Origin of the sequence: Polaribacter sp. IC066, assembly GCF_007997085.1 — a bacterium.
GTDB lineage: Bacteria > Bacteroidota > Bacteroidia > Flavobacteriales > Flavobacteriaceae > Polaribacter.
Genome location: NZ_VORR01000067.1, coordinates 1 through 20,180, shown reverse-complemented (window position 1 = coordinate 20,180; position 20,180 = coordinate 1). Strand labels below are relative to the sequence as shown.

Sequence of the window (20,180 nt, the reverse complement as noted above, 5' to 3'; positions counted from 1 at the left end):
GTTAGTGGTTAGTGGTTAGTGGTTAGTGGTTAGTGGTTAGTGGTTAGTGGTTAGTGGTTAGTGGTTAGTGGTTAGTGGTTAGTGGTTAGTGGTTAGTGGTTAGTGGTTAGTGGTTAGTGGTTAGTGGAAATTAAAAAAATTAAATTTAAAATACATGAAAACAATAATAAAAACATTAAAAGCTCCTGCTCCTATTGGGCCGTATAATCAGGCTATTTTAAGTGGTAATACGCTGTACACTTCAGGACAAATTGCATTGCATCCAGAAACGGGAGAACTAGTTTTAGATTCTATTGCCATAGAAACAAAACAAGTAATGGAAAATATGAAAGAAGTTTTGGCAGCAGCCGAAATGACTTTTGAGAACGTTGTAAAAGCTTCTATCTTTATTTCTGATATGAATAATTTTGCTGAAATAAATAAAGTTTATGGGCGTTATTTTAACGAAGAAACTGCACCTGCAAGAGAAACTGTTGAAGTTGCCAATTTACCGAAATTTGTAAATGTAGAAATTAGTATGATTGCGGTGAAGTAGCTATTAGTGGTTAGTGGTTAGTGGTTCGTGGTTCGTGGTTCGTGGTTCGTGGTTCGTGGTTCGTGGTTCGTGGTTCGTGGTTCGTGGTTCGTGGTTCGTGGTTCGTGGTTCGTGGTTCGTGGTTCGTGGTTCGTGGTTAGTGGTTAGTGGTTAGTGGTTAAAAATAAGAAAAATCTATGCCAATTAGTATTTAAATTCCAATTTTTGTCTCTAATTTCTTGTTTCTTGGCTCCTGATTCTTTTCTCCTTATCATCTAAAATTTACTCGACTGTCTCCTGTATTTCTAAATGAAAACAAAAAAACCTAATAGAAAATTAATTCTATTAGGTTTTATATGTTTAAAAACTTCTTAAATTATAGAGAAGCTGAATATTCAATTAAATCAACAATTTTTGTTGAATATCCCATTTCGTTGTCATACCAAGCAACAACTTTTACAAAATTATCATTTAAAGCGATTCCTGCTTTCGCATCAAAAATTGAAGTTCTTGTATCTCCAACAAAATCTTGAGAAACAACCATTTCTTCCGTATAACCAAGAACACCTTTCATTTCTTCGCTTTCTGAAGCTGTTTTCATTGCTGCACAAATTTCTTCATAGGTTGCTCCTTTTTCTAACTTTACAGTTAAATCTACCACAGAAACATCCATTGTAGGAATTCTGAAAGCCATACCTGTTAATTTACCATTCATTGAAGGTATTACTTTTCCTACAGCTTTTGCAGCTCCCGTAGAAGAAGGAATTACATTACCAATAGCAGAACGCCCGCCTCTCCAATCTTTTACAGAAGGACCATCTACCGTATTTTGAGTTGCCGTTGCAGCATGCACAGTGGTCATTAAACCTTCTACAATACCGAAGTTATCATTTAAAACTTTCGTTATCGGCGCTAAACAGTTTGTTGTACAAGATGCATTAGAAAAAATCTGTTGCTCTTTCTTTAATTCTTTATTGTTTACACCCATTACAAACATTGGTGTATGATCTTTAGAAGGTGCAGATAAAACTACTTTTTTAGCTCCGGCTGTTAAATGCTTTCCTGCAGTTTCTTCTGTTAAGAAAAAACCAGTAGATTCTATTACGTATTCTGCTCCTACTTCATCCCACTTTAAATTTGCTGGATCTCTTTCTGCAGTAATTCTGATTTCGTTTCCATTAACGACTAACATACCATTTTTTACTTCAACAGTTCCGTCAAATTTTCCGTGAACTGAATCGTATTTTAACATATATGCTAAATAATCTACCTCTAACAAATCGTTAATTGCAACTACTTGTACATTATCTCTTAATACTGATGATCTAAATGCTAATCTTCCTATTCTACCAAATCCGTTAATTCCTACTTTTATCATATTCTTCTTATTTTACTATTATGTGGTCATAATGTCTGACACACGAATTAATTCTTTGTTTATCTTTGATTGACCTTTAATTGCTTTTTCTAAAGGAGTAACGGCTATTTTATCATTTAATAAACCCACCATTAAATTAGATTTACCCTTAAGCAAAGACTCAACAGCTTTTACACCCATTCTACTTGCAAAAACTCTATCAAAACAAGAAGGAGAACCTCCTCTTTGCATATGGCCTAAAACAGACACACGAACGTCATATTCTGGCAAATGCTCATTTACATAATCTTTTAACTCAAAAACATTTTTACCTGTTTTATCGCCTTCGGCAACTACAACGATACTAGACGATTTACCAGATTCCTTACTTCTTCTTAAAGATTCTAATAAACGATCTAAACCTAAATTTTCTTCAGGAATCAGAATTTCTTCCGCTCCTGCACCAACACCTACATTTAAAGCAATATGCCCCACATCTCTGCCCATTACTTCGATAAAAAACAATCGATTGTGAGATGATGCGGTGTCTCTAATTTTATCAATAACCTCAACAACAGTGTTTAAGGCTGTGTCGTAACCTAAAGTATGCGATGTACCTGCAATATCATTGTCAATCGTTCCTGGAATTCCCATCACCGGAAAACCAAATTCTTGACTAAACTTTAAAGCACCCGTAAATGTACCATCTCCTCCAATGGTAACAATCGCGTCTATTTCTGCTGCTTTTAGAGCATCATACGCTTTTTGTCTTCCTTCTTTGGTCATAAAATCTGTTGACCTAGCTGACTTTAAGAACGTACCTCCTTTGTTAATAATACCTTTTACACTACGCGCATCTAAATCTATAAAATCGCCCTCAATCATTCCTTGAAAACCTCTATAAATTCCTGCACATGCTATTTTATGATATGCACAAGTTCTTACTACAGCTCTAATTGCTGCGTTCATCCCTGGAGAATCTCCTCCAGAGGTCATCACGCCTATTTTTTTAATTTCTCCCATATATACAGTGTAAAATTAATTCTTTTTAATCGTTTAAAATAATAAAATTACGAAATCGTTTTAGCCTATAAGCTCCCAATTTAAAAGGAAATAGAATATTTTTTGCCCTAAATTGTTTCCTTTTATTTGACGTAATTACATGCAAAACCTTACACAAAAGTAGCATAATTTAATTACCTTGAAAATTAATTAATTTATTATTTATTGACTTTAAAGTATCTTTTTTAATAGGCTCTTTTCTAGTATTAATTTCTTTTTTTAATCCTATTCTAAAAAGTAAATCTGCCAGTGTATTAAAATTCACTTGGTACGATAAACCAACTCCTTGCGTGTAACCTTCTTCTTGTTGTGAATATTGAATTTCATTTTGACGATTAAAAATAACACCTCTAAAACTTCCTTCTGGATTTAGTAAAACCTCTACTTTAACTTCACCAATAACACTAGATTGTGTTTGCGCACCTACCGGAACACCCACTTTACCGTTGATAATTACCCGGTCGCTCACCTGTGTGCTCAAAGATACGTCTACCTGATTATCTATATTTAATCGATCTAGATCGTTGCCACTTTCTCCTTGTTGATAATCTACACCTACCTGAAATTTACTATCAGGACTATTTAGTAAATTAGAAAATGCGCCCGCAATGGCACTCGATGCCGTACCTGCCAGTGTGTTATTTACATCAAAACTTACCCTATCTGGATTTCTGAACGTACCAAAGGCTAATAGCGAAATAAACTGCGTTGTTTTTTCATTTACATTATTATCATTCAGAATAAGTTCTAACTCACTTGCAATTGTAGGGTCTACATTTGTAAGCTGAATATCTAACTCTTGTTTAGAACTAAACAACCCGCCCGTAATTCTAATAACTAAATCTATTTCTTCTTTTCTGTTCGAATTAAAATTTTGCAATAACACTGCCGGATTTGCCTTTGCCTTGTAAATTGCAGTGACATCTAAATTTGCTTCATAAGGATTGCCAGACCAAGAAACGGTACCACCTTTTTGAATCACAAAAGGTTTGTTAATAATACCTCCGTATTTAAAATCATATACCCCATTATCGATTCTATAATCGCCAAACATGTTAAATTTTCCTCGGGTATTAATTCTTATTTGAAGGTTTCCTGAACCCCTACCCGTTAACTGGCTTCCGTTCACTTCATCAATTACTACTTGTGCCTCGGCATCTTTGGTAACCTCTACATCGATGTTTAAAGATAACCCTTTTAAGGCTTCTTGTGCAACCTCTCTTTGCCTTTCCTCTGTTTTTAATTGATCAGATTCAAAATGAATTAATCGATAACTATCTACCGTTTCAACATCTTTTAAAGGCACTACAAATTTTGTGCCTGGGTTTGTTTTTGCATTAATATCGATTGTTAGTTGATCTGTTAAACCAGAAATAGCCACGGATCCTTTCATAAAAGCAGTACCGTAATACAGCGCTTCATCGGTATTTTTGGTATCTAAAGCCACCAAATTATCGGTAACAATTTCTAAATCTAAAAACCATTGTTCAAAATTTTGATGTGAAATATTACCCAGCAATCTTCCTTTAGAATTGTATTTTGTGTCTACTAATTTTACGTCTTCTATAATAAAAGATTGCTGCAGCAATGATATGGTTGCTTCATCTTCAAAATCAAAATCGACATTTAAATACGGAAACTTTAACCCTGCATTTTTAAGTATTAAGGTACCTTCCATATCTGGGTTTCTTAAAAAACCTCGCAAATTAAAATCGCCAGATACAATACCTCTTAAAGAAGAAATTACATCTTTACCTAACGGACTAAAGGCTTGCAAATCGTAATCTTCTAAAAACACTTCTAAATCTATTAAAGGTCTGTCATCAGAAAAATCTAAAGCACCCGTGGCTGCAATACTTTTTACTTTATCATTATTAATCGATAAATCTACCTTGTATTTTTCATAAGAATTATCGCCAATAATATTGATGGCCAATTCTCCTTGTTTAAAATTATTAACTTCAAAATCTTGAATTACCAAAACTGCTTCTGGTTTGTAAACATTGTCTTTTTGTATAAAATCTAGGCTACCAGAAACACTTCCTTTTAATGCCAAACTGTCTATTTCTGGTAAAAAACTTTCTAACTTTACGTTTGTTAAAGATGCCAATAACGTTTTTTCTGTATCGCCCTTTAAATCGCCCGTAAACGCTATTTTTTGCTCTCCAGAAATTAATTTAAATTGACTAAAAGCAAACTCGTTATTCTTTAAATCGAATGTAATTTTATCGGTATTTTTTTCATCAGGGTTAATATTCCAAGCCGTATTTTTAAAAACAAAAGTAGATTTCTCAAAACCTACTACCGATTTTTCATTTTGATTAATCGTATAAAAAAAATCTAGATTAAAATTTTCATTGTTTTTTAAACCTCCATTAAATTCTGATTTAAAATATAAAGTATCATTTTGGGTTCTGTTTAAAAGATTTAATTTAGAGATATTGTAATACTTGGTATTTACTTCAGAGGCTGTTAAGTGCGAGTTATAAAGCGGATTTTGATTGTCTGTTCTTAATAATATATCTTTCATTTCATTGCCATAAGCATCTATTCTAGGTGATGAAAACGTCAATTTTAATTGGTCTTTATTAGACTGTATTTTTCCTTTTATTTTTGTATTATCATCAATATAAATAGCAGGAAAAAAGACATTTACAATTTGATTATAAACTGTGAAATTAAAATCTAAAAACTGATTAGGTGCTACTTTGTAAGGCTTATAGTTGGTATAGATACTCCCTAAAGCGTTTTGTGCTACTTTAGCTACTTCAGAGAAGGTAAACTTGCCTTTTAAATACCCTTCTGCAATGTCTTCAGACACAACATCGATGCTTTTAATGCTGTCTTTTAACGAAGATGAAACTTTAAACTCTTTAAAACTAAATTCCTTTTTTTGATTGGTATAAAAAACATCTTTAAAAACAGCGTTTCCTACAATATCATCAAACGTATTTCCTTCTACATCGAGCTCTATAATTCCTTTTAAACGAGAAATACTGTCTCTTACAAAAAGATTGGTGTCTTTTAAATTTAAATAGGCAATTTCTGATTTAAAATCGAATCTATGTATTTCGGAAGATAAATCTGCTAAACCACTAAACTTCATTTTAAAATTCTCATCATCTATCGTTAACTCGCCATCAAATTTATTATTTTGATATTGACCATTTGCTACAATATCGTTATAACTATACCCTTTAAACTGAAGCTCTGAAACAGTACCTATAAAAGAAGTGTTTACATTGTCTAACTTAAAACCACTCCCATTTACATCACCGCTTAAAGAAATTTTACCAAATAAAGGATCGTTAAAGAAAGCACCAATATCAAAATTACTCAACGCTATTTCTCCTGTATAATTGGCATAATCAATATCATCAATATTAGAAATCATTAGATCTGAAATTAAAGAACCAATGTCTGATTTTACTGCAGTCGTAGCCTCCATCTGCGTGGGTGTAACCTTTACGCGTCCTTTTAAATTAAATTTACCGAATTTACCAAATTCAGAAGGCAATCTATTCCCTAAAACATTGGGCAATATGTTTTTAAGCGCTCTGTAAGTTGCTGTTAAATCTTTAAGATTGCCTTCAAAAATAAAACCTCTTTCTTTATTTACGGCATTTACAAAAGATAAATCTCCTACTATTTTTAACCCTTTTTTTGAGGATGCATTTAATTTTTTTAAATCGAAATTATTTAGCTTCCCTGCAAAATTGCCTTTTAAATCTAAAATATCTGTACCACTTAATTCATCGTAAAACTTTTTAACATCTTGCACCGCTACTTTACTTTGATAAAAACGTGCATTGATTTGAACTTTATCATTAAAATTTGATAAATCTTCTCGCTCATAGGTAAAATCGATGTCTGCCTTTATATTCGATTTTTTGGTTTGTAGTGTTGTTTTTATAAAATGCATTGCCGTATTAGAATACGAAAAATTAGTTGTTAAGTTAGTCACTTCCAATCCGTATAAATCTTCAAAATACAACCCTCTTATATTCGATGAAAAATTGGACCCAACAATTGATAAATCTTGAAAATTACCGCCTGCATTTTTTGCAGTATAATACACCGAGTCTTTTCTATTGGCATTTGTTAATCTATAATTAAGATTATTTACATATACATTAGATGTTTTTAAAATAAACGGATTGGCAAGCGAATCTTTCGGTATTCCGTCATCAAAAGAATCAATAAATACATTTAAGTTGCCATTTTCTTCTCCTTTATAGGTTTTCATGTAAAAATAGGCATCGTCTAAATAAATACTTTTTAAATTTACTTCATTCTCTAAGATTCTACTAAAATTAACAACAGATGTTGTTAGTTTATTTACAAAGATTAAGGTGTCTTTATGATGATCTTTAATGTGCACGCCTTTTAATTGCACACTGCCTAGAAAAGATAAATCGACCTTTTTAACCGTTAAATCGATACCAAAATCGCTATTAATTTTATTGGTTAATTGGTTTCCTAATTTTGTTTGTATGGCAGGAATAGAAAGGATGATGCTCATCAACAGTAAAAAGAGCAACAAGTACCCTAACCATTTCAGTATTTTGATTCCAACGTTTTTGATGCTAATTGTATTTAAGTAATTGTAAAATTCTATAAGATGTAATCAAAAATATTACCACATAGTACAAAGAACGTGCAAATTTAACAAACTATTAAATTTCTATTCTTAAAAAGCAGAGGCAGGCGTAAATTTATACCTAATTTCGCATTACTTTAACTTATTAAATGAATACACCCATATATATATTAGGCATTGAATCTTCTTGTGATGATACCAGTGCAGCCGTTCTGTGCGATGCAAAAGTGTTAAGTAACGTTGTTGCAAACCAAGAAGTACACTCAAAATACGGCGGTGTTGTGCCTGAATTGGCCTCTAGAGCGCACCAACAAAATATAGTACCTGTTGTGCAGCAAGCTTTAGAACAGGCAAATATTACAAAAGAACAATTATCTGGCATTGCATTTACAAGAGGCCCTGGATTAATGGGTTCTTTGCTAGTAGGCACTTCTTTCGCAAAATCTTTGGCTCTGGGTTTAGACATTCCGTTGTTAGATGTAAACCATATGCAGGCGCATATTTTGGCACATTTTATAAAAGAGGAAGCCGCTAAAACACCTCCTTTTCCTTTTATTTGTTTAACCATAAGTGGTGGTCATACACAAATTGTAAAAGTTACCAATTATTTTGAAATGAAAATTTTAGGAGAAACGATAGATGATGCTGTTGGGGAGGCGTTTGATAAATCAGCAAAAATTTTAGGATTGCCCTATCCTGGCGGTCCTTTTATTGATCAATATGCAAAATTAGGAAATCCGAAGGCGTACAAATTTACCAAACCTAAAGTAGGCGATTTAGATTTTAGTTTTAGTGGTTTAAAAACCGGAATTCTTTATTTTATTCAGAAACAAGTTCGACTAAATCCAGATTTTATCAAAGAAAATTTACATGACATTTGTGCTTCTATTCAGTTTACCATTGTAGCAATCTTAATGGAAAAGTTAAAAAATGCCGTAAAACAAACAGGTATTAAACATATTGCCATTGCTGGCGGCGTTTCTGCTAATTCTGCAATTAGAAATAGCCTACAAGAAGCGGAAAAACATTTGGGTTGGACTACCTATATCCCTAAATTTGAATATACCACAGACAATGCAGCCATGATTGCTATTACAGGTCATTTAAAATATATAAATAACGATTATGCCGCTATTTCTGTAACTGCAAAAGCACGCTTAAAAGTAACGGAATAATATGTTTAAAGTTTTATACTTTTAAACACTCGTTAAATTCCTTTTAAAACCCATTTAAAAAGAAGTCGTACGTCATCAAATTCAACTCTATTGAAAAATTTTAAAAACAGATTATTATTCAACTGCTATTACGTTCTATTTTGGATTGTATACTTCATTTTTGCACGTTTATTTTTTCTTGTATATTATTTTGAAAAAACACAAGAACTTGGTTTTGCAACCACTTTAAAAACTTTTTTATATGGCATGCAGTTAGACATTTCTTTTGCAGGGTATCTTTCTTTTATTCCTTTTATATTGATAATTTTATCTATTTTCATCATCCCTAAAGTGATATTAAAAGTTATTAAGGTGTACACCTTTATAGTGCTTATTTTTATAACTTTATTAGTATTGATTGATGCTGGTTTATACCAAGCTTGGGGCATTCGGTTAGATGCATCGCTTCTGCCCTATTTAAACACGCCAGAGCTAATGATCTCTACGGTATCTACTTTTCAGTTGGTTACGGGTATTTTAGCATGGTTCTTTATTTCGTTTGTATTTATCAAACTCTATCAAAAAATTCATAACGCTATTATTCCTAAAATTACTTTTGGAGGCTGGCAAGAAATTCCGCTTTTTTTAATCCTTACAGCGGCTTTAATTATTCCTGTTAGGGGTGGCTTTCAAACCATTCCTGTAAACCAAAGTAATGTGTATTTTTCTGATCAAATGTTTGCGAATCATGCTGCTATTAATTGCATTTGGAATTTCTCTAACACCATTACCCATAAAGTAGATGGTAGCAACCCGTATGCTTATTTTGAAGACGAAACCGCCTTAAAAATCATTAACAAAACAAAAAACAAGCTGTTAACAGCAGATACGGATTCTATTTTAACCACGACAAAACCCAATGTAATTTTAATTCTTTGGGAAAGTTTACCTGCCAAAGTAGTTGGCGCTTTAGGTGGCGAACCTACAGTAACACCTAATTTAAACAAACTAGCTAAAGAAGGACTTTTATTTACCAATTTTTATGCGAACGGCGATAGAACCGACAAAGGACTCCCAGCTATTTTAAGCGGCTACTATCCGCCAACGGTTGAGAGAATTATGCGCATGCCCAACAAAACAAGGAGCTTGCCAATGTTGCCTAAAGAAATGGAAAAATTAGGCTATCATTCCTCTTTTTACTATGGTGGTGATATGAACTTCGGGAATATGAATACCTATATTAGAAACGCAGGAATTACCGATATTATTGATGGTAGCGAGTTCGATAAAAAAGATTGGAATTCTAAATGGGGCGCTTATGATGATGTGTTTTTAGAGCGTTTTGCAAAAGACTTAACAGGCAAGCAAAAAGAACCCTTTTTTAAAATTGCCCTTACTTTAACGAGTCACGAGCCATACGAAATAAAAGGCGAATATAAATTTGGTACAGATACGCATGATAATAAATTTAGAAGTGCGCATTCATACACAGATAACGTTATAGGCAATTTTATTGCTTTTGCAAAACAGCAAGATTGGTATAAAAACACCTTAATTGTAATCATGTCAGACCATGGGCATACGGCGCCCAAACACGAAGGCCCTTATTTCTCTCCTAAAAAGTTTAGAATTCCGATGTTATGGCTCGGGGGTGCAGTAAACCCCAATATTAAAGAAATAAACAACTTTTCTAGTCAAGTAGATTTTTCTTACACCTTATTAGATTTGTTAAAAGGCGATACTAAAAAGTTTGTTTTTGGTAAAAACATTTTTAACCAATCTGATGCACAATTTGCACATTATACTTTTAATAAAGGCTTCGGAACTATTTCAAAAAACGGAGTATTCTTATACGATTATGTGAGTGAAAAAGCTATTTTAAATGAAGGTAAAAATGCGGCTCAACTAGATTCTCTAGGCAAAGCGATTACTCAAAATGCGTATCAAGATTTTTTAGATAGAAAGTGATTGAGGATGTACTTTACAACTCTGTAGAAAGATTAAATACTTCAAAATAGCGTTCTGAATTTGTCGACCAATAGTAGCATCCTATTCAAAAATCTTTGACAAATTCAGCTAAATATAGGTATAAGATTGTTTTTAGAGAAAACATTAAAATCTGAAATACGCTTATCAAACGACCGTTAAGAATTAAATTAGTGGAAATCGTTGATGTATTCATTCAGTTAATGTTAAACTTGATTCCATAAATGAAGCTAAACAAACAACTATAAAAATAAAAAACCGAGCTTTCGCTCGGTTTTTTATTTTTATAGTTGTTTGTAAAATTACACCATTGCTGCTGCCATTTTTTTATACGTTCCGTCTTCTAACAAAACTCTAATTGCAGAAAATGCAGTGATAGTTTCATCAATATCTTCTTGTGTATGCGTTGCAGTCGGTATCAATCTTAAAATAATTAATCCTTTAGGAATAACCGGATAGACCACAATAGAACAGAAAATACCATGATTTTCTCTTAAATCGTTTACCATTGCCATTGCTTCTGGGATATCTCCTTTTAAGAATACTGGAGTTATACATGTTTGAGTGGTTCCTAAATCGAAACCTGCGGTACGCAATCCAGATTGTAACGCATTGGTGTTTTCCCAAAGCTTTTCTTTTAATTCTGGCATTGTACGCAACATGTCTAAACGTTTTAAAGCCCCTTTAACCATAGCCATTGGCAATGATTTTGCAAAGGTTTGAGAACGCATATTGTACTGTAAAAACTGAATTACATCTTTATTTCCTGCTAAAAAAGCACCGATACCTGCCATTGACTTTGCAAATGTTGCAAAATAAACATCAATATCATCTTGTACGTCTTGTTCAAAACCAGTTCCTCTTCCGTCTTTTCCTAAAGTTCCAAATCCGTGTGCATCATCTACTAGCAATCTAAAATTGTACTGCTCTTTAAAAGCAACTATTTCTTTTAAACGCCCTTGCTCTCCGCGCATTCCGAAAACTCCTTCGGAAATTACTAGAATTCCGCCACCCGTTTTTTCTGCCATTTTAGCGGCACGTTTTATGTTTTTTTCAAAACTTTCCATATCGTTATGACGATATACAAAACGCTTTCCTGAGTGCAAACGCACACCGTCTATAATACAGGCGTGTGTATCCATGTCATAAACAATAATATCATTTTTTGTAACCAAGGCGTCTATTGCAGACATAATACCTTGATATCCGAAGTTTAATAAATATGCATTTTCTTTATCAACAAATTCAGCACATTCGCGCTCTAATTGTTCGTGTAAAGGTGTGTGACCAGACATCATTCTTGCACCCATTGGGTATGCCAAACCATGTTCTAGAGAAGCCGCTCCGTCTACTTTTAATACTTCTGGATGATTTGCTAGCCCTAAATAGTCGTTAATACTCCATGTAACTACTTTTTTACCATTAAAAGACATTCTATTAGAAATAGGACCTTCTAGCTTTGGAAACACATAGTAACCCTCTGCTTGCTCTGCCCATTTTCCTAAAGGACCTTTATCTTTTATTATTCTATCAAATAAATCTGTCGTCATTTTTTTATCTACTTTTTATTGAAGACTGCAAAGTTAGCAAAAATTACGAGTTTTTACAATTCACCAATGCATCCCCCTTTTATTTAGAATCTTACTCAATAAAACCTTGTTCTCGCATCCAAGAGTCATTGTAAATCTTGTTCATATACCGTGAACCGCTATCTGGAAAAATAAGCACCACAACACTATCATCGGTAAACATATCTTGTGCCGCATATTGTTTTGTAGCTTGCACCACCGCGCCACAAGTATACCCCGGAAAAATACCTTCTGCTTTAATAATTTCTCTGGCTGTTAATGCCGCATCTTTGTCAGTTACTTTTTCATAGACATCAATCACATCAAAATCGGTAGCAGTCGGAATTAAGTTTTTTCCCAAACCTTCAATTTTATAAGGCGAAACCTCATTTAAATCTAGTGTACCCGTTTCATGGTATTTCTTTAACACAGAACCATACGCGTCTACACCTAATATTTTAATATTCGGATTTTGCTCTTTTAAATACCGTCCTGTTCCAGAAATTGTACCACCAGTACCACTTGCCACTACTAAATGAGTTATTTTACCTTGGGTTTGTTTCCATATTTCTGGACCCGTAGTTCTATAATGTGCATCACTATTTAACTCATTAAAATACTGATTGATATACACAGAATTGGGTGTTTTCTTTGCAATTGTTTTGGCTACTTCGTAATACGACCTTGGATCATCTGCAGGTACATTTGCCGGACAAACATGTACTTCTGCACCCATTGTTTTTAGCAAATCTATTTTATCTTGCGATGATTTATCTGAAATAGCTAAAATACACTTGTAACCCTTTACCAAACTAATCATGGCCAAACTATAACCGGTATTGCCAGAAGTAGTTTCTACAATCGTTGCTCCTTTTGTTAGAATACCTTTTTTTTCAGCATTTTCTACAATATGCAATGCTATTCTATCTTTTTGAGAATTGCCCGGATTAAAAGATTCTAGTTTTGCAAAGTAAGCTCCTTTTAAATCTTTGGTAATATTGTTTAGTTTTACTAAAGGTGTATCGCCTACTAATTGTAATATATTTTCACTAATTCCTTGGTTTCTTGTCATGCTAACATTTCATAAAATAAACGACATTAAGAGGATTTGTACCGAATTGTTTTCAGTAAAATGACGAAATAATCTTTTATAATTTAGAGATTGCTTTGTTCTCTTTATCAAAATAACTGACTAACAATCGGGCACAAAAATACACTTCCTTATTGAATTACAAAATTCATTTGAAAGCTTAATCTTTTAAACACCCACTTTATTTTCTAAAGCTAACAAAAATGTATAATCTTTTGCGGTTTCTCTTAAGGCCTCAAAACGTCCAGAAGCGCCACCATGACCTGCTTCCATATTAGTATGTAACATTAATAAATTAGTATCTGTTTTTAGTTCTCTTAACTTAGCAACCCACTTTGCAGGTTCCCAGTATTGTACTTGAGAATCATGAAAACCAGTGGTTACCAACATATTTGGGTATTCTTTTGCCGTTACTTGATCATAAGGTGAATATGATTTAATATAATGATACGATTCCTTGTCGTTTGGGTTTCCCCATTCGTCATACTCTCCTGTAGTTAAAGGAATACTATCATCTAACATGGTAGAAATAACATCTACAAAAGGCACAGCTGCAATAATACCGTTGTATAATTCTGGATTCATATTTATAATAGCGCCCATTAATAATCCTCCGGCAGAACCGCCCATGGCATATAAATGTTTTGCAGAGGTGTAGTTGTGATCAATTAAGTATTTAGAACAATCTATAAAATCTGTAAACGTATTTTTCTTATTGCCCATTTTTCCGTCTTCATACCATTCGCGCCCTAAATACTCGCTTCCTCTAATATGTGCTATGGCAAAAACAAAACCTCTATCTAACAAGCTTAAACGGGTGGTAGAAAAACTATCAGAAATTGTAGCTCCATAAGAACCATAAGCATATTGCAAAAAAGGTGTGTTTTCGTTTAGTACTGTATCTTTATGATAAACCATAGAAATAGCTACTTTTTTACCATCTCTCGCAGTAACCCAAACACGCTTACTCTTATAATTTTCTTTGTTAAACTTACCTCCTAATACTTCTTGCTCTTTCTTTATTTCTTTAGATTGAGTACGCATATCAAAATCAACTACAGAGTTTGGCGTTGTAAAAGAATTGTACCCGTACCTAATTACAGTGGTATCAAACTCTGGGTTTCCATAAACACCGGTAGCATAGGTTTCTTCATCAAAAGGCAAATAGTAATCTTCTGTTTCGTCCCAGCGCTTAATGCGAATTTTATTCAAACCATTTGTGCGTTCTTCTAAAACTAAATAGTCTTTAAAAATAGAAAAATCTTCTAATAAGGTGTCTTCTCTATGCGGAATTACATCCTCCCAGTTTTCTTTTGCTGTTTTAGAGACAGGCGTTTTCATCAATTTAAAATTGGTTGCTTCGTCTTTATTTGTCAATAAATAAAAATGATCTTTATAATGCGCAACGTTGTATTCTAAATTATCTACTCGTTCTTGCAACATTGTAAAAGATCCGGTAGGGTTGTCTGCATCTAAATATTGTGCTTCATTAGAGAGTGTGCTGTAAGAACCAATAATAATGTAAGTATTCGATTTAGATTTGGTTACATAGGCACCAAAAGTTTCATCTTTTTCGTGATATACTTCAATATCTTCTGAAGCAGAAGTTCCTAAAACATGTCTAAAAATCTTCTCGCTTCTTAAAGTTCTAGGATCTTTTTTGGTATAAAAAATAGTTTTATTATCATTTGCCCAAACAGAACCTCCCGTGGTATTGTCTATAATATCTTTATAAATTTCTCCTGTTTGCAGGTTTTTAATTTGTAAAAAATATTGTCTTCTGCTTACTGTATCGACTGCAAAAACTGCTAAATTGTTGTCATTAGAAATATTTAAACCGCCTAATTGATAATAATCAAAACCTTTAGCCATTTCGTTTACATCAAAAAGAATTTCTTCATCAGCCGCTAAAGTTCCTTTTTTACGGCTGTAAATAGGATATTGCATTCCGGTTTCAAAACGGGTTATATAAAAATAACCGTTGTCTTTATAAGGTACAGAAGAATCGTCTTCTTTAATTCTGCCTTTCATTTCTTGAAACAAATCTTCTTGAAAAGGCTTTGTGTACGACGTTACTTTGTCATAATACCCATTTTCAGCTTCTAAATAATCGACAACTTTTTGAGTTTGGTCGTCTTTTATAGGCGCTAATTTTTGATCATCAGACAAACGCATCCAAAAATAGTTATCTATTCTTACATCGTTATGTTTTTTTAATTCTGTTGGTATTTTTTCTGCTACGGGATGCTTGGCATCTGTACTCTTCATCATTGTATTGTCATTTTTACAAGCGACTGCAAAAATAAGGTTAATAAATAAGGATAAAAGAAATATCTTTTTTCATTTTTGATCGCTATAAATTCTTGTTGATTTTAGTAGCTTTGTGTTTTATTAATAATTAAAAATAAAATTATGTTTGGAGATATGTCTGGGATGATGCAAAAATTAAAGGATGCACAACAAAAAGTAGAAGAAACAAAAGTAAGATTAGATTCAGTTCTGGTTGATGAAACCTCTGCCGACGGAAAAATAAAAATTACCTTAACAGCCAATAGAACCATTAAAGCAATTTCTATTGATGATTCTTTACTTTCAGATGCCGAAGAATTAGAAGATTTTTTAATCATCACCCTAAATAAAGCGATTGTAAAAGCAACGACCATTAATGAAAATGAAATGGCTGCTGCCGCAAAAAACGGAATGCCAGATATTCCTGGAATGGATATGTTTAAATAATAATAAAAATAGACTTTAGACTAAAAAGAAGCAAAACCGCTTCCTTACTAGACTTTAATGCACAAAGGCTAAATTCTTTAATTTATGGTTTAGTAGTAGTAGTAGTAGTAGTAGTAGTAGTATTAGTATAAATATGATTAAGCCTCAAAAATTTAAACATTACTTTCGTTTTACAGTATTTTAGGGTGTTTATAAGTTTTGTATCAAAAAAAATGAATTTTAATTTAGAAGAGTATATGTTGCCTTGTTTTAGCAAAACCTTTTTTGGGTTTGATTGCTTGGGCTGCGGATTGCAGAGATCTCTTCTTCTACTCATAAACGGTAATTTTATAGATGCTTTTAAAATGTATCCTGCAATTTTTACCCTATTAGCCTTATTTTTATTCATACTGCTAAATTTTAAAGCAAAGTTTAAGCAATCAAAAAAAATAATTAGTAGTTTAGCCTACTTAAATGTATCAATTATGGTCCTTAGCTATTTAATAAAAATTAACCTTTAAAAAATCAAATGAAAAAACTCAACACCACTTTAATTTACGTTTTATCTTCTTTAAGTTTACTATGCTGCTGCTTTTTTGGACTCGGAGTTCTTGTTGCACTTCCTTCTTTTTTAATTGCTAATAAAAAACTAAAAGAAGCAGCACAATTTCCAGAAGAATATGATTTTGATGAGGTAAAAGCAATGAAAACGGCTAAAACTTTTGCCCTAGTTGCCTTGAGTATTAATGGTCTTTATTTTGTTTACAGCATGTATAGCATTGCAACAACAGATTGGGATGTTTTTCTTGAAAAATATCAAGATGCAATTGATCAAATACAACAGTCATAAGAAAAATTATCATTTTTTATAAAAACCTTCTATATCTAGAAGGTTTTTTTTGTTAATCAATAGTACTAAACGCATAATAAAAAACCTCGACCCAAAGGTACGTGGTATTAAACAGGATAATTCCTTTTTTTATTTTGACGCTGAGCGTCGGGGAATATAAACACCAAAGATCCCGCTGAAAAAGTGAGATTAGTTTAACTAGCAATTTTTAATGCGTTGCTTTGCAACTTTTAAAAATTGAGTTTCACTAATTTAACGTAACTTAAACAATATTTATTTAACATAAAATGTAAATTTGTAGCGCTTACAAACGAATCTATCTAAAAAATGAAAACAGAAAAAAAAAGAAAATCGTTAGGGAAAAAAGTTACAACATGGGTGCTATCAATCTTACTAATTTTAGTGATTGGCTTGGTTTCCATTCCTTTTTTATTCAAAGATAAAATTGTACTAATGGTTTCGAATACCATGAACAATAATATCAATGCAAGCGTAACTTTTAAAGAAGTCGATGTAAGTTTGTTTAAAAACTTTCCGCTAGCGAGTATCACAATAGCGGATATTGCGGTTCTTAATAAAGCTCCTTTTTTAGGAGATACACTCTACAGTGCCAAAACACTTAATTTTAGCATGAATATTACTGAGCTCTTGAAAAAAGCAGATGAGGTAATTGCCTTAAAGAGTATTAATACCAAAAACGGACAAGTAAATATTATTTTCAATAAAGAAAATATGGGCAATTATGACATTGCGATTGCAAAAGAAACGCCTAAAAATACGCAGACTACGAATACTTCTTTTTCTTTTGACATTCAAGAATATGCGCTAAACAACATGACCTTTAGGTACATAGACCAAAGTTCTATGATTGAAATGAAATTAGAAAACATCAATCATACAGGAAAAGGAAATTTCGCCGAAGATATTTTAGATTTGGATACAAAATCTAAAGCAAACCTATCACTCGACCTAGACAAGGTAAATTATATAAACAACGCTGCTATTTCGTTGGATGCCATTTTAGGAATTGATTTAAAAAACAGTATCTACACTTTTAAAGAAAACAAAGGAATCATCAATCAATTGCCTTTAGCCTTTGATGGTTTTATTCAATTAGTAGATGAAAATCAACTTTATGATTTAACTTTTAAGACTCCTACATCCTCTTTTAAAAACTTACTAGCACTTTTACCAAAACAATATTCAGGTAATTTAGAGACTATAAAAACGGAAGGTAATTTCGATTTAAAAGGAACTGTAAAAGGTGTTTTATCGGCAACCACAATTCCGGCTTTTGATATTTATTTTTCCTCTAAAAACGCCCTATTTAAATATGACGATTTGCCAAAAGCGGTAAAAAACATCAACATAGATGCAAGGATTGTCAACAAAACAGGCATCACAAAAGACACCTATGTAAACGTTGATAAATTAAATTTTAAAATTGATGAAGATGTATTTTCTGCAAATGGAAATATTGCTAATCTAACATCAAACCCGAAGGTAAACTTAACAGCAAAAGGAATTATTAATTTAGCAAATATTGGCCAAGTATATCCTGCACTCCTAAAAAACGAATTAGCCGGAATTCTAAATGCTGATGTTACCACCAACTTTGATATGAACTCTATTGAAAACGGGAAATATCAAAATGTAAAAAACTCAGGTACAATTAAGGTAACTGATTTTAAATATGCGGGTGATGATGTTGCCAACACTTTTTACATTAGTAAAACTGCCATTAGTTTTAACTCAAATACCATAAAACTAAATGAATTTGATGCAAAAACAGGAAGTTCTGATATTGCCATTAACGGAAATTTAGATAATTTTTATGGTTTAATATTTAAGGACGAAGTTTTAAAAGGGAATTTTAACTTGAAATCTAATACTTTTAAAATATCCGATTTTTTAACGGAGGAACCAAAAGCCGAGGAAGCAACGACAACTGCTGCTTTAAAAATCCCGGCTTTTTTAGACTGTAAATTCAATGCAGAAGCAAAAAAAGTGGTGTATGATAATATTAATCTCACCAATGTTTCTGGAACAATTTATGTAAAAGACGAAACCGTAAATCTACAAAATTTAAAATCTGATATTTTTGGAGGAAAGATTGGTTTTGATGGAAATGTTTCTACCAAAGGAAATGCATCGACCTTTAAAATGAATTTAAAATTAGATGAATTGAATATTGCAGAGTCTTTTTCAAATTTAGAAATGCTAAAAGCCATTGCTCCTATTGCCAAAACTATTGAAGGTAAAATAAATTCTACCCTACAAGTTTCTGGAAATTTAAATGAAGATATGACCCCTAATTTAAAAACCATTTCTGGTGAGTTATTTGGGAAATTATTAAACCCTAAATTAAAAGCAAGCAACTCTAAAGCGTTAAGTCTGTTGAGCAATAAAGTTCCTTTTTTAGATGCAGATCAATTAAATTTAGATGGAATTAATGCGTTACTATCTTTTGAAAACGGACAAGTAAATGTGAAACCAATTCCTTTAAAATATAAAGATATTGGCATGGTGCTATCAGGAAATCATAGTTTTGACAATAAAATGGATTACGATATTGTATTTGATGTTCCTGTAAAATACTTAGGTGCAGAAGTTACTACTTTAATTTCAAAATTAGCAACTAAAGATGCTACAGATGTTAAAAGTGTTCCAGTAAAAGCAACTTTATCGGGTAGTTTTACGAATCCTAATTTCGCAACAAATATAAAAGATGCTACTTCTAATTTGGTAAAAGAGCTGGTTGAAAGACAAAAGCAAAGCTTAATATCTAAAGGAAAAGATAAAATCGCAGATTTATTAGGCCTTGGAGCAAACCCCCAAGATTCAACAAAAACAACACCTAAAGACAAAGCTGCTGATAAAATTAAAGATGTTCTAGGCGGGCTTTTTGGCAAGAAGAAAAAAGATACTGTAAAAGGGAATAAATAATAGGATGTTTGTGGTTATTCTAAAAGTAGCCTTTTTTAACCAATGTTGTAAGATAAAATAAATAAAAGAACGTTGCTTTTAGAGCCAAGAACCAAAAATAGAGTGTCACGAACTTAAAATCAGCTAAAAACAAGGATACATTTTAAATTGCAAAATTTATTCTAAAAACAAGGTGTACTTCTAAAAGAAAAATAATTCCTTTTATTTTAAAGGTTCTTCGCCAAAAGTTATGGATTAGTGATTCCCTAAGAAATATATCATATTACAAAAATTATCAATATTCCTGAAACCTCTAGCTCTAGATCGTGCTAATTGCATGACACTATTTAATCCTTCCG

At 32.4% G+C, this 20,180-nt stretch carries 15 protein-coding genes; 7 read left to right on the top strand and 8 right to left on the bottom strand.

Annotated features, from left to right (window positions below; translation table 11 throughout):
• Positions 1 to 154: 154 nt before the first annotated feature.
• Positions 155 to 535: a Rid family detoxifying hydrolase gene (locus ES044_RS16560; protein WP_147119704.1), complete on the top strand. Its 381-nt coding sequence runs from the start codon at positions 155 to 157 to the stop codon at positions 533 to 535.
• Positions 536 to 890: 355 nt separating this feature from the next.
• On the opposite strand, the gene gap is transcribed toward ES044_RS16560, so the two are convergent.
• The 3 genes from gap to ES044_RS16545 form a co-directional block, all read right to left on the bottom strand.
• Positions 891 to 1,892, bottom strand: a complete 1,002-nt coding sequence (gene gap / locus ES044_RS16555; protein ID WP_147119703.1) for a type I glyceraldehyde-3-phosphate dehydrogenase — start codon at positions 1,890 to 1,892, stop codon at positions 891 to 893.
• A gap of 18 nt (positions 1,893 to 1,910) precedes the next feature.
• The gene (pfkA, locus tag ES044_RS16550) at positions 1,911 to 2,894 is read right to left on the bottom strand and encodes a 6-phosphofructokinase (protein WP_147119702.1); all 984 of its coding nucleotides are present in this window, start codon (positions 2,892 to 2,894) and stop codon (positions 1,911 to 1,913) included.
• A 169-nt stretch (positions 2,895 to 3,063) separates the two neighbouring features.
• A complete protein-coding gene (locus ES044_RS16545) occupies positions 3,064 to 7,455 on the bottom strand; it encodes a translocation/assembly module TamB domain-containing protein (RefSeq protein WP_190311509.1) in 4,392 nt (1,463 codons plus the stop codon).
• Positions 7,456 to 7,682: 227 nt separating this feature from the next.
• Between ES044_RS16545 and tsaD the strand changes: the two genes are divergently transcribed.
• Both tsaD and ES044_RS16535 read left to right on the top strand, forming a co-directional pair.
• Positions 7,683 to 8,708, top strand: a complete 1,026-nt coding sequence (gene tsaD, locus ES044_RS16540) for a tRNA (adenosine(37)-N6)-threonylcarbamoyltransferase complex transferase subunit TsaD (RefSeq protein WP_147119701.1) — start codon at positions 7,683 to 7,685, stop codon at positions 8,706 to 8,708.
• A 246-nt stretch (positions 8,709 to 8,954) separates the two neighbouring features.
• On the top strand, positions 8,955 to 10,655 hold the full coding sequence (locus ES044_RS16535) for an LTA synthase family protein (RefSeq protein ID WP_147119700.1): 1,701 nt from the start codon (positions 8,955 to 8,957) through the stop codon (positions 10,653 to 10,655).
• A 320-nt stretch (positions 10,656 to 10,975) separates the two neighbouring features.
• Here the strand turns inward: ES044_RS16535 and ES044_RS16530 are convergent, their stop codons facing one another.
• From ES044_RS16530 to ES044_RS16520, 3 genes are all read right to left on the bottom strand, one after another.
• Complete coding sequence (locus ES044_RS16530; protein WP_147119699.1) at positions 10,976 to 12,223, bottom strand: aminotransferase class I/II-fold pyridoxal phosphate-dependent enzyme; 1,248 nt, start codon at positions 12,221 to 12,223, stop codon at positions 10,976 to 10,978.
• A 91-nt stretch (positions 12,224 to 12,314) separates the two neighbouring features.
• Positions 12,315 to 13,313, bottom strand: coding sequence for a PLP-dependent cysteine synthase family protein (locus tag ES044_RS16525; RefSeq protein ID WP_147119698.1), 999 nt, complete (start codon positions 13,311 to 13,313; stop codon positions 12,315 to 12,317).
• A 186-nt stretch (positions 13,314 to 13,499) separates the two neighbouring features.
• Positions 13,500 to 15,599 carry a S9 family peptidase gene (locus tag ES044_RS16520; protein WP_147119721.1) on the bottom strand — a complete coding sequence of 700 codons (2,100 nt, stop codon included), beginning with the start codon at positions 15,597 to 15,599 and terminating at the stop codon, positions 13,500 to 13,502.
• A 144-nt stretch (positions 15,600 to 15,743) separates the two neighbouring features.
• Here ES044_RS16520 and ES044_RS16515 point away from each other — a divergent pair, with 144 nt between their 5' ends.
• The gene (locus tag ES044_RS16515; protein WP_147119697.1) at positions 15,744 to 16,067 is read left to right on the top strand and encodes a YbaB/EbfC family nucleoid-associated protein; all 324 of its coding nucleotides are present in this window, start codon (positions 15,744 to 15,746) and stop codon (positions 16,065 to 16,067) included.
• An 82-nt stretch (positions 16,068 to 16,149) separates the two neighbouring features.
• Here ES044_RS16515 and ES044_RS19065 read toward each other — a convergent pair whose 3' ends face one another.
• Positions 16,150 to 16,455, bottom strand: a complete 306-nt coding sequence (locus tag ES044_RS19065) for a hypothetical protein (protein WP_223269203.1) — start codon at positions 16,453 to 16,455, stop codon at positions 16,150 to 16,152.
• On the opposite strand from ES044_RS19065, the gene ES044_RS16510 reads away from it, so the two are divergent.
• The 3 genes from ES044_RS16510 to ES044_RS16500 all read left to right on the top strand — a co-directional run bounded on the left by ES044_RS16510 (position 16,358) and on the right by ES044_RS16500 (position 19,842).
• Positions 16,358 to 16,567, top strand: a complete 210-nt coding sequence (locus ES044_RS16510; RefSeq protein WP_223813568.1) for a DUF2752 domain-containing protein — start codon at positions 16,358 to 16,360, stop codon at positions 16,565 to 16,567. The genes ES044_RS19065 and ES044_RS16510 overlap by 98 nt on opposite strands.
• Positions 16,568 to 16,575: 8 nt before the next feature.
• Entirely contained in the window at positions 16,576 to 16,896 is a 321-nt protein-coding gene (locus ES044_RS16505) for a CCC motif membrane protein (RefSeq protein WP_147119695.1), read from the top strand.
• 327 nt (positions 16,897 to 17,223) lie between these two features.
• Positions 17,224 to 19,842, top strand: a complete 2,619-nt coding sequence (locus ES044_RS16500; protein ID WP_147119694.1) for an AsmA-like C-terminal region-containing protein — start codon at positions 17,224 to 17,226, stop codon at positions 19,840 to 19,842.
• A gap of 234 nt (positions 19,843 to 20,076) precedes the next feature.
• Here ES044_RS16500 and ES044_RS16495 read toward each other — a convergent pair.
• Positions 20,077 to 20,180: transposase (locus ES044_RS16495; protein ID WP_147118358.1), on the bottom strand; the 104-nt coding region annotated here is incomplete at its 5' end.

Excerpts from the sequence above, each read along its gene's own strand:
- ES044_RS19065 (WP_223269203.1), bottom strand. The coding sequence starts at position 16,455 with ATGAATAAAAATAAGGCTAATAGGGTAAAAATTGCAGGATACATTTTA.
- ES044_RS16520 (WP_147119721.1), bottom strand. The coding sequence starts at position 15,599 with ATGAAGAGTACAGATGCCAAGCATCCCGTAGCAGAAAAAATACCAACA.
- pfkA (WP_147119702.1), bottom strand. The coding sequence starts at position 2,894 with ATGGGAGAAATTAAAAAAATAGGCGTGATGACCTCTGGAGGAGATTCT.
- gap (WP_147119703.1), bottom strand. The coding sequence starts at position 1,892 with ATGATAAAAGTAGGAATTAACGGATTTGGTAGAATAGGAAGATTAGCA.
- ES044_RS16525 (WP_147119698.1), bottom strand. The coding sequence starts at position 13,313 with ATGACAAGAAACCAAGGAATTAGTGAAAATATATTACAATTAGTAGGC.
- ES044_RS16535 (WP_147119700.1), top strand. The coding sequence starts at position 8,955 with ATGCAGTTAGACATTTCTTTTGCAGGGTATCTTTCTTTTATTCCTTTT.
- ES044_RS16505 (WP_147119695.1), top strand. The coding sequence starts at position 16,576 with ATGAAAAAACTCAACACCACTTTAATTTACGTTTTATCTTCTTTAAGT.
- ES044_RS16530 (WP_147119699.1), bottom strand. The coding sequence starts at position 12,223 with ATGACGACAGATTTATTTGATAGAATAATAAAAGATAAAGGTCCTTTA.
- tsaD (WP_147119701.1), top strand. The coding sequence starts at position 7,683 with ATGAATACACCCATATATATATTAGGCATTGAATCTTCTTGTGATGAT.
- ES044_RS16515 (WP_147119697.1), top strand. The coding sequence starts at position 15,744 with ATGTTTGGAGATATGTCTGGGATGATGCAAAAATTAAAGGATGCACAA.
- ES044_RS16545 (WP_190311509.1), bottom strand. The coding sequence starts at position 7,455 with ATGAGCATCATCCTTTCTATTCCTGCCATACAAACAAAATTAGGAAAC.
- ES044_RS16560 (WP_147119704.1), top strand. The coding sequence starts at position 155 with ATGAAAACAATAATAAAAACATTAAAAGCTCCTGCTCCTATTGGGCCG.
- ES044_RS16500 (WP_147119694.1), top strand. The coding sequence starts at position 17,224 with ATGAAAACAGAAAAAAAAAGAAAATCGTTAGGGAAAAAAGTTACAACA.